General features: G+C 63.6%; 6 protein-coding genes, 1 tRNA gene and 1 pseudogene. 5 read left to right on the forward strand and 3 right to left on the reverse strand.

Annotation, left to right across the window (positions count from 1 at the left end; translation table 11 throughout):
- On the forward strand, positions 1–219 hold a 219-nt coding region (locus tag LLH00_02380; GenBank protein ID MCE5270112.1), incomplete at its 5' end, for an SxtJ family membrane protein.
- A 120-nt stretch (positions 220–339) separates the two neighbouring features.
- A complete protein-coding gene (locus LLH00_02385) occupies positions 340–1,374 on the forward strand; it encodes a hypothetical protein (GenBank protein MCE5270113.1) in 1,035 nt (344 codons plus the stop codon).
- Between the two features lie 232 nt (positions 1,375–1,606).
- Here the strand turns inward: LLH00_02385 and LLH00_02390 are convergent, their stop codons facing one another.
- The 3 genes from LLH00_02390 to LLH00_02400 all read right to left on the reverse strand — a co-directional run bounded on the left by LLH00_02390 (position 1,607) and on the right by LLH00_02400 (position 4,044).
- Positions 1,607–2,401, reverse strand: coding sequence for a Nif3-like dinuclear metal center hexameric protein (locus LLH00_02390; protein ID MCE5270114.1), 795 nt, complete (start codon positions 2,399–2,401; stop codon positions 1,607–1,609).
- A 15-nt stretch (positions 2,402–2,416) separates the two neighbouring features.
- Positions 2,417–3,661, reverse strand: a complete 1,245-nt coding sequence (locus tag LLH00_02395) for a DegT/DnrJ/EryC1/StrS family aminotransferase (protein ID MCE5270115.1) — start codon at positions 3,659–3,661, stop codon at positions 2,417–2,419.
- 296 nt (positions 3,662–3,957) lie between these two features.
- A tRNA-Leu gene (locus LLH00_02400) sits at positions 3,958–4,044 on the reverse strand.
- Positions 4,045–4,390: 346 nt separating this feature from the next.
- Here LLH00_02400 and LLH00_02405 point away from each other — a divergent pair.
- The 3 genes and pseudogenes from LLH00_02405 (at position 4,391) to LLH00_02415 (ending at position 8,240) form a co-directional block, all read left to right on the forward strand.
- Positions 4,391–5,484: pseudogene (locus LLH00_02405) on the forward strand (DUF5107 domain-containing protein).
- Positions 5,379–6,317, forward strand: coding sequence for a hypothetical protein (locus tag LLH00_02410; GenBank protein MCE5270116.1), 939 nt, complete (start codon positions 5,379–5,381; stop codon positions 6,315–6,317). Before LLH00_02405 ends, LLH00_02410 begins: the two are co-directional and overlap by 106 nt.
- Positions 6,318–6,452: 135 nt before the next feature.
- Positions 6,453–8,240: a phospho-sugar mutase gene (locus tag LLH00_02415; protein ID MCE5270117.1), complete on the forward strand. Its 1,788-nt coding sequence runs from the start codon at positions 6,453–6,455 to the stop codon at positions 8,238–8,240.
- Positions 8,241–8,676: the final 436 nt, after the last annotated feature.

Raw genomic sequence — 8,676 nt, forward strand, 5'->3', positions numbered from 1 at the left:
CAGAAACTCTGGATGAAGCTGGCCCACGCTTTGGGCTGGTTCAACACGCGGCTGCTTCTGATCCTGGTGTTCTACCTGGTGCTCACCCCGGTGGGACTGCTGATGAGATTGTTCGGCAAGCGGCCGCTGTCGCTGGGCTGGGACAAGGACGCCCCCTCCTACTGGATCGAGCGCGAGAAGAAGCCTTTCGACCCGGCCCAGTGTGAGAAGCATTTTTAAGTCGGGGCAGTTCCGCAATCTCCGATTTATTCCGACCGGTTTAGATCCTGGAAGAGCGTTTACATCCGTAATACCCCGAGTCCAACTGGTAGCATCGAATACTGGATTAAGGAACAGGCCGTGAAAGCCGACATGAAAATCCTGAACATCCTCGAACGGTCCCAGGCCGGGCACTCCCCAACACGAGAGGAATGCCGCGTTCTGCTGGAGTGTCGGCCTGTTTCGGCAGAGGCCGGTTTCCTGCGTGCGGTGGCCGATACGGTCTCGCGCTGTCGCTTTGGCAACGCGTCGATCATCCTGGGCCAGATCGGGGTCGAGATCGAAGCCTGCCCAGGGGGCTGCAAGTTCTGCAGTTTCGGCGAGGGCCACACCGCGTTTGTCCCAAGCCAGATGTCGCAGGCCGAGGTCCTGGCTGGGGCGCTCGATTTCACCGCTGGCGGCAACCTTTTTGCCTTGTTCCTGATGACCATGCACACATTCGATTTCGGGCATCTCCTGGATACAGTGCACCTGTTGAGGGAAAGGCTGCCGCTGGAACAGCAGATAGTTGTCAATGTCGGCGATTTTGACCGTGTTCAGGCCGAAGAACTGCACGCCGCCGGAGTGAACGGGGCTTATCACGTGCTCCGCCTGCGCGAAGGTGAGGACACCGCACTCGATCCGCAACAACGGCGCAGGACCATCGAGGCTGTCCGCGCCGCCGGGTTGGACTGGTATTACTGTTGCGAGCCGGTGGGGCCCGAGCACAGCGCCGCCGAGCTGGTGGAGCAGATTTTCTTGGGGATTGAGCTGGGCTGTTTCCAGCATGCCGCCATGCGGCGTGTCTACATTCCCGGCTCACCGCTGAGCGGCCGCGGCCAGATTTCCGAGCTGCGGCTGGCTCAGGTGGTGGCTGTGGTCGCCCTGGCCAGCCTGGGGTGCCGCGAGACCACCAACATCGCTGTCCACGAGCCGAACCTGATCGGCCTCACCTCCGGGGCCAATGCGGTCTACGCCGAGACCGGGGCCAATCCTCGTGACACGGAAAAGGACACCAGCTATCACCGCGGACGGGATGTGGACGACTGCCGGGTTATGCTCTACGAGGCCGGATTTACCAACCTGATCGCCGCGGACAGAGGTCTGCGGCCGCTGGACAGGGCCTACAGGCGCTGAGTTGGAATTGGCTTATGAAATGACAAAGCGGCGCCCCGGTTGCCCCGGAACGCCGCTCGTTTTTTCAAGCCCGGATTTGACTATAACTATTTTGCGTTCAATATGATTCAATTCATAAGCGATACTTCCAAAAAGCAGTTTTCGTAGGGGCAGGCCCCTGTGCCTGCCCTATCTGTTTTGGGCGGCCACGGGGGGCCGCCCCTACGCTCATTATCCTTGTCCCGGCTTTCCCTTATACCAATGTCCAGGGCCGCGGGTAGAGGTCCAGGTAGTGCACGGTCAGCTCGGGCCAGGTGCTCCGGATGTACCCGGCCAGGTTCTGTATGCCCCAGTGCTCGGTGCAGCCGTGCTCCACTGTGAGCACGCCCACGCCGCGCTCCACGAAACGCTCCCGCTTTTCCCAATAGTACCAGGCGCCGTCGAAATTGCCGATCAGGCAGTCGGCCCCCTGGTCGATCAGGTCCAGGTCCGGAGTGTAGCAGCCCACTCCTATACAGGGCCGCCGGACGATCATCTCCGGGTCGCCCATCGCCTGCACGCTGTCCTGGCCGATCGGTTTCACCCGCTCCAGCACCTGGCGTGCGAACGCCTTGAGCGGCGTGGGCTCGATCTCGTACATCACGCTCCAGCCGTCCTGCGAGACGCCGGCTTCCTTGCTCAGGCCCAGGCTTCGGGCCCAGGAGTCGCGGATGCCGATTTCGGGCCACTTGTCCCAGGCGTCATGGCAGCGCAGCACGGCGATCCCGCTCTTTTCGAGCAACTCGGCCTTGGGACGTCCCTCGGGCGTGTCGCGGTACTTGCCCTCCGGCGGCCAGTGCTCCCAGAAAGTCGGCTCGTGGGTCACGAACAGCTCGCAGCCCAGCTCCACGGCGCGGCGCAGGTCGTAGATCGTGGCCATCCAGCCCACGGCCACCCGGCTGACCGGACGGTCGGGGTCGCCGGAGCGGAACGAGTCGACTGTCTTGTCCAGCCCGATCCACTCGCAGCCCTTCAGCAGGTGCTGGTTGATCTGTCTGGCTGTAACCATCTGTCACCTTCCCTTTCAGCGCCCGGCGAGTTCGGCGCGGTTGTCGTAGACCTTGCGTGCGGCCTCCAGGAACAGGCGCACGTTGCTCTCCAGCAATAGGCACTCGTTGACCAGGACCATGATCCGCTTGTAGCCCAGCTCCTCGGCCACCGGGCAGAATACCTTCGCATAGTCCATTTTCCCTTTGTAATGGCCGCAGGTCAGCGGGCAGCCCTTGCGGCCGAAACTCATGTTGCGGAACGCAGGCAGACGGTAAACCGGGATGCTGTTGCCCAGCAGCAGCTCGGCGCCCTCGGCTTTCATCGCCTCCATGTAGCGGGCGCGCTCGCAGCCGTACACTGTCTCATCGTATAAGATAATAAACATGTAGTGTCCGCGCCGGGTGATCCGCGTGTCCGGGTCCAGGGCGGTGAGGCCCGGGATATTCTCCAGGCCGCGGCGCAGAAGAGCCGCGTTCTGCATGCGGGCCTCGGTCTGGCGCGGCACCTTGGCCAGCTGGGTGCGAAGCAGCGCGCCCTGAAGCTCGTTCATCCGGTAGTTGGGCCCCACGGAGGTGTGGTCGTACTTGGCGCTGCCCAGCACCCGCCCGATATGGTGGTAGGCGAAGGCCTGGTTGTAGATTTCCTCCGAGCCGGTGGTGACAGCGCCGCCCTCGCCGCAGGTAAGGGTCTTGGACTGCTGGAAGCTGAACGTGCCGGCATCGCCCAGGCTGCCCACGTGACGGCCGCGCCAGAGTGTGCCCACCGCCTGGGCGCAGTCCTCGATCAGCTTGAGGCCGTGACGGGCGGCAATGGCGCAGAGCGAATCCATGTCCGAGGGGTAGCCGCCGAAATGCACGGCCACGATGGCCCGGGTGCGGGCGGTTATCTTGCGCTCCACATCCGCCGGGTCGATCTGGCAGGTGCCGGGCAGGATGTCAGCGAACACCGGCACGCCCTGCACCATCAGCACGGCCGAGGCCGAGGCGATGAAAGTGATCGACGGCACGATGACCTCATCCCCGGCCTCGATGCCGCAGGCGCGCAGGGCCACCTCCAGCGCCACGGTGCCGTTGTTCACCCCCAGCACGTGGGGCGAGCCGGTGAAGCGGCCGAACTCCTTTTCGAAATTGTCCACCTCGCTGCCGTCGAAACGCCACCAGCGCCCACCGGCCACCACGGCGGAGACCGCCCCGATGTCCTCCGGGCCCACCTGCGGCCAGTTCATGCTGAATCCGGCGGAGGACACGGGAGTTCCGCCAAGAAGAGCGAGTTTCGGCATTCAGACTCCTTTCGCGCGCGATGAGAGGATCGTACGTCAAATTTGACACCCGGCGGACGCTGCAACGGTCAAGCCGACGCAGCCCGGACAGCGGAAAGCGTGTCTGTGTCCCGGTCCGCCGGATAGTCGTGCGTGCCGGCAAGCATTGGTTCGATCAATGGACAAATGATAATATAGGATGATAAATTGTCAAGCATAATGATGGTGCAGCGGAAGGTATGTAATTCAACGTTGATAATATTGTGCTAAAACAAAACGCGGCCCCCGAACATCTTATCGGAAGGCCGCGTCATATATGGTGCCGGCGGACGGGATCGAACCGTCATGGGGTCGCCCCCGCGGGATTTTGAGTCCCGTGCGTCTACCAGTTCCACCACGCCGGCAGATTGACATTGCGGATTATACTGGCATAAGCAGGTCTGTAATATACGCAGGCGTAAGCGATAAGTCAACCCGCTTGACCTCGTGAGCCGCCCGCGTGGATTGTTGCCGCGGTCAGCCGCTCTGATTAGATTTTGCGGCAGGTTCCTCGGTGCGGATTCCCATCCCGAAAGCGGACAACTCATTCAACCGGAGAACAGCGCCATGCCATCCCCCCGACGCGGTAAACAGTTGCTTGGCCCGGTGTTCCTTCTTCTGCTGCTGACATTCGCAACTCTTCCCGCCGCGGTGACAGTGCGTGAGGAGCCGGTGACTTTCCCCACCTGGCGGCTCGGCCCGCCCGAGGCCATGCCGGTTTGGAAAGTGCGCGGCGGGACGATTTACCCCTACCCGATGTTCGACAAGCTGACTGAGGAGAAAGGGGAGCGCTCCTACCACGGTCTCTGGCTGGAGAACGAGTACGTGCGCGCCCTGGTGCTGCCCGAGATCGGCGGGCGGCTGCACGACGCCTACGACAAGAGCGCGGGCGGCTACCATTTCCTGCAGGACCAGCGCACGATCAAGCCCGCCCTGGTCGGCCTGGCCGGGGCCTGGATTTCGGGGGGGATCGAGTGGAATTTCCCCAACGGCCACCGTCCCTCCGGGTTCCGCCCGGTGGACTGGCGCGTGACCGAGAACCCGGACGGCTCCAAAGTGGTCTGGACCGGCGAGGTCGAGCGCACCTGCGGCATGCGCTGGGCCGTGGGCAACACATGCCCCCGGGCCGCACCTGGATCGAGACCCGCGTGCGCCTGACCAACTGCACCCCACTGCCGAAGCCGTTCCTCTGGTGGGCGGATGCCGGGGTGCGCGGCTCGCCGGAGTTCACGGCGGTCATCCCGGGTGAGATCGCCACCGGCCACGGCAAGCACGAGTTCTACCATTGGCCGCTGGATAACGGGGTCGACCTGCGGCGCTGGGCGAACGCTCCCGGCGGCACGAGCTACTTCATCGTGAACTCGAAGGAGGATTTCCAGGGTTCCTGGCGCCCGGAGGAACAGGGCGGCCTGGTCCACTGGGCCGACCACAATATCGTACTGGGCAAGAAACTCTGGTACTGCGGCACCTCGCCCGCCGGGCGGCTCTGGGAGAGCGTGCTCACGGACGGGGATGCCCCGCTGGTGGAGCCCCAGGCCGGGGCCTACTCCGACAACCAGCCCGATTTCCACTGGCTGCAGCCCGGCGAGACCAAGACTTTCAGCCATTTCTGGTTCCCGGTGCGCGGGATCGGGGCGTGGAACTACGCCAACCTGGAGGGCGCGGTCAGTTTGCGCCTTGAAAAAGGCCGCGCCGCCGGGTGCTGGATGCCGCTCCGGGAACGCCTGTGCTGGCCGAGGCCTGCTACCGCGAGTCGCTGCGGCGTGATTCGGGAGATATCCGGGCCAACACGGCCTTGGGCGTGATGCTGCTGAAACGCGCGCAGTTCGGACCGGCGGCGGATTGCTTTGAGAAGGCCCTGGCCCGGGACGGGACTTCCGGCCCGGCGCGCTATTACTTAGGTCAGGCCCGCCTGGGCCTGGGGCAGGCTGATAAAGCCGAGAGCGAACTGGCCCGCGCCGGCTACGATTTCGCCTATTACAGTGTCTCGAACCTCTACCTGGCCTGCCTCTCGGCGCGTTACGCCCGCTGCGGGCTTTACGGCAAGGCCGCCGCGGCGCTCGAAATGGAGGGCGGAAGCGACACGCCTCTGCTTCTGTATCATTTAGCCTGGTGCCGTCACATGCAGGGTGATAGCGCCGCGACACGGGACGCTCTGAGCCGCGCCCGAGGAGCCTCCGCGGCCCTGTGTTTCCCCAGCCAGTGCGCGCACGGCCTACGAGGCGGCGGTGGCTGCCGACAGCACGCAGGCCCTGCCACTCACCGAACTGGACCCGGTGCGGGAGCGCCTGGGGGTGAGCCGCGAGGCGCGCCTGGCGTTCCTGGAACGCCACCGTGCCACAGTCCTTTCCACCGACGCTACTGGGTGGAGGCCAACCTGGCCCTGGGGGATGCGGCCATGCAGCGGAAAGATTGCGCCGCCGTCCTGGACCACTACATGCGGGTCCGCGCTTACCCGGACAACCTGGAGGTGAAAGCCCAGCCCGGGGTGACTTACACCCGCGAATCATTCAAGGCCGGAACGGCCCTGGAGGGCCTGGGCCGGGCCGCGGAGGCCGACTCCCTGCGCGAGCTGGCGCTCGCGCTCGACCCGATCGCGCAACTGCGGGCTTTCGGCCCGCCGCGCGCGGGCTGGTGAGAGGCCCGGTTGGTTGAGATACTTTATTACACAGTAAATTATGTGTATATTCTAAGTCCGGCCCGGGTTCGTTTCCGGCCGGGATGACCCGTCAGGCACATAAATCCGAAATTGAATCGAACCTGGAAGGAAATCATGTCCGAAAAACTCGACCCCAGAGTGGAACAGCTCGCCCGTCGCTGGATGAGTGAGGAGTTCGGTGCAGAGGCCCGCGCCGAGATAAAGGCCCTCTGGGACTGCGGGAACTGGAAAGAGCTGACCGACCGTTTCCACATGGACCTCGAATTCGGCACGGCCGGTCTGCGCGGGGTGATCGGCGCGGGCACCAACCGGATGAACGAGTACGTGGTGCGCACCGCCACCCAGGGCCTGGCCAACTACATCCTCAAGCAGAACCCGAGCGCGCCCTCCTGCGCCATCGCCCACGACCCGCGCCGCAAGAGCGACCTGTTCTCCCTGGAGACCGCCCTGGTGCTGGCCGGCAACGGGATCAAGGCCTACCTGTTCCCCGAGCTGCGTCCCACCCCGGTGCTTTCGTTCGCCGTGCGCTACCTCAAGGCCACCGCGGGCGTGGTGATCACCGCCAGCCACAACCCGCCCGAGTACAACGGCTACAAGGTCTGCTGGAGCGACGGCGGCCAGATCGTGCCCCCGCACGATGAGGGCATAATCGCCGAGGTGCGGGCCATCGGCTCGCTGTCCGAGGTGAAACGTATCAGCCGGGAGGAGGCCGAGAGCAAGGGCCTGCTGGTCTGGCTGGGGCCGGAGGTGGATGAGGCTTTCCTGGCGGCGGTGCACACCCAGGTGATCCAGCCGAAGGTGATCCGCAGCGTGGCCGACCGTCTGAGCGTTGTCTATACCCCGCTGCACGGCGCCGGAGTGACCATGGTCCCCAAGGCCCTGGAGCGCATGGGCCTCAAGCGGGTCGAGGTGCTGGAGAGTCAGCGCATTCCGGATGGCGAGTTCCCCACGGTAAAAAGCCCCAACCCCGAGGAAAAGGAAGCCCTCACCCTGGCGATCCAGCGCGCCGAGGCCAGCGGAGCGCACCTGGTGCTGGGCACCGACCCGGACGCCGACCGCATGGGCCTGGCTTTCCGCAACTCCAGCGGAGTTTTCGAGCTGCTCAACGGCAACCAGATCGGCTCCCTGCTCTGCCACTATGTCCTGAGCCAGCGCCACGCCCACGGCACCCTGCCCGAGCGCCCGGTAGTGGTCAAGACCATCGTGACCACCGAGCTGCAGCGCGCCATAGCCACCAGTTTCGAGGCCGAGATCGTGGACACTCTCACCGGGTTCAAGTACATCGGAGAGCAGATCCACCTGTTCGAGCTGGAGGGCAAGGGCCGCACCTACGTGTTCGGCGGAGAGGAAAGCTACGGTTACCTGGTGGGCACCCACGCCCGCGACAAGGACTCGGTGGTGGCCTCGCAGACCATAGCCGAGATCGCGGCCTGGTGCATGAGCCGCGACATGACCCTGGGTGATTACCTGGACGAAATCTACCGCGCCTACGGGGTCTATTTGGAGAGCGCCGCCTCGCTCACGCTCAAGGGCATCGAGGGGGCGGGCAAGATCGTTGGCCTGCTCAAGCATTTCCGTGAAAGCACCCCCAAAGCCATCTCTGGCAGCGCGGTCACCGGCTGCTGGGACCTCTTGAGCGGCGAGCGCCGTGAGCTGACCAGCGGCCATGTACAGCGCACGCACCTGCCCAGGGCCAACGTGCTGATGTTCTACCTGGCGGACGGCTGCCGGGTGACACTGCGGCCCAGCGGCACGGAGCCGAAAGTGAAATTCTATTTCACCGCGGTGCGCCAGGTGGAGGAGGGCGGCCCGGTCGCCGCGGCCAAGCTGGCGGCTGCGGAGCGGCTGGCGAGCCTGAAAAGGGATTTCATGCAGAGCGTGGATGACGTGCTGAACGGCTGATTGCCGTTTTCAGAGGCTTTGAGAGAGGAAAAAAGGAAGGCCGGGCAGGCTCCACGCTTGCCCGGCTTTTTCTATACTGGATTGATTCAGCAGAGCCTTTTGTTGTCTACTGCAAATAACCCTTCAGGGCTTCTGGCTCTTGGTCGTGACCAAGAGAAAAAAGAAAAGGGGCACGGCGCGCCGTGCCCGACAGAAGGGCTTGCCTTTCGTAGGGGCGAACCTTGTGTTCGCCCGGCATTTTTTTGGGTTCTTTCGGGCAAGACCAACAATGTCCGGTTAGGAACTTGCAGTGAGAAGACGAAAGACTCTGTTCTGCTTTGGTTTCGGCCCAGTACTGTCCGGTTAAAATTTAAGAGATAGAGCCAATTGAGGTATATCTGGTTTAAGTAATTTAAGCTTGTCGAATTTGATTCTTAGAACTTCAATAATATCAACA

Source organism: bacterium, from assembly GCA_021372515.1.
Classification (GTDB): Bacteria; Gemmatimonadota; Glassbacteria; order GWA2-58-10; family GWA2-58-10; genus JAJFUG01.

Excerpts from the sequence above, each read along its gene's own strand:
- LLH00_02390 (MCE5270114.1), bottom strand. The coding sequence starts at position 2,401 with ATGGTTACAGCCAGACAGATCAACCAGCACCTGCTGAAGGGCTGCGAG.
- LLH00_02395 (MCE5270115.1), bottom strand. The coding sequence starts at position 3,661 with ATGCCGAAACTCGCTCTTCTTGGCGGAACTCCCGTGTCCTCCGCCGGA.
- LLH00_02415 (MCE5270117.1), top strand. The coding sequence starts at position 6,453 with ATGTCCGAAAAACTCGACCCCAGAGTGGAACAGCTCGCCCGTCGCTGG.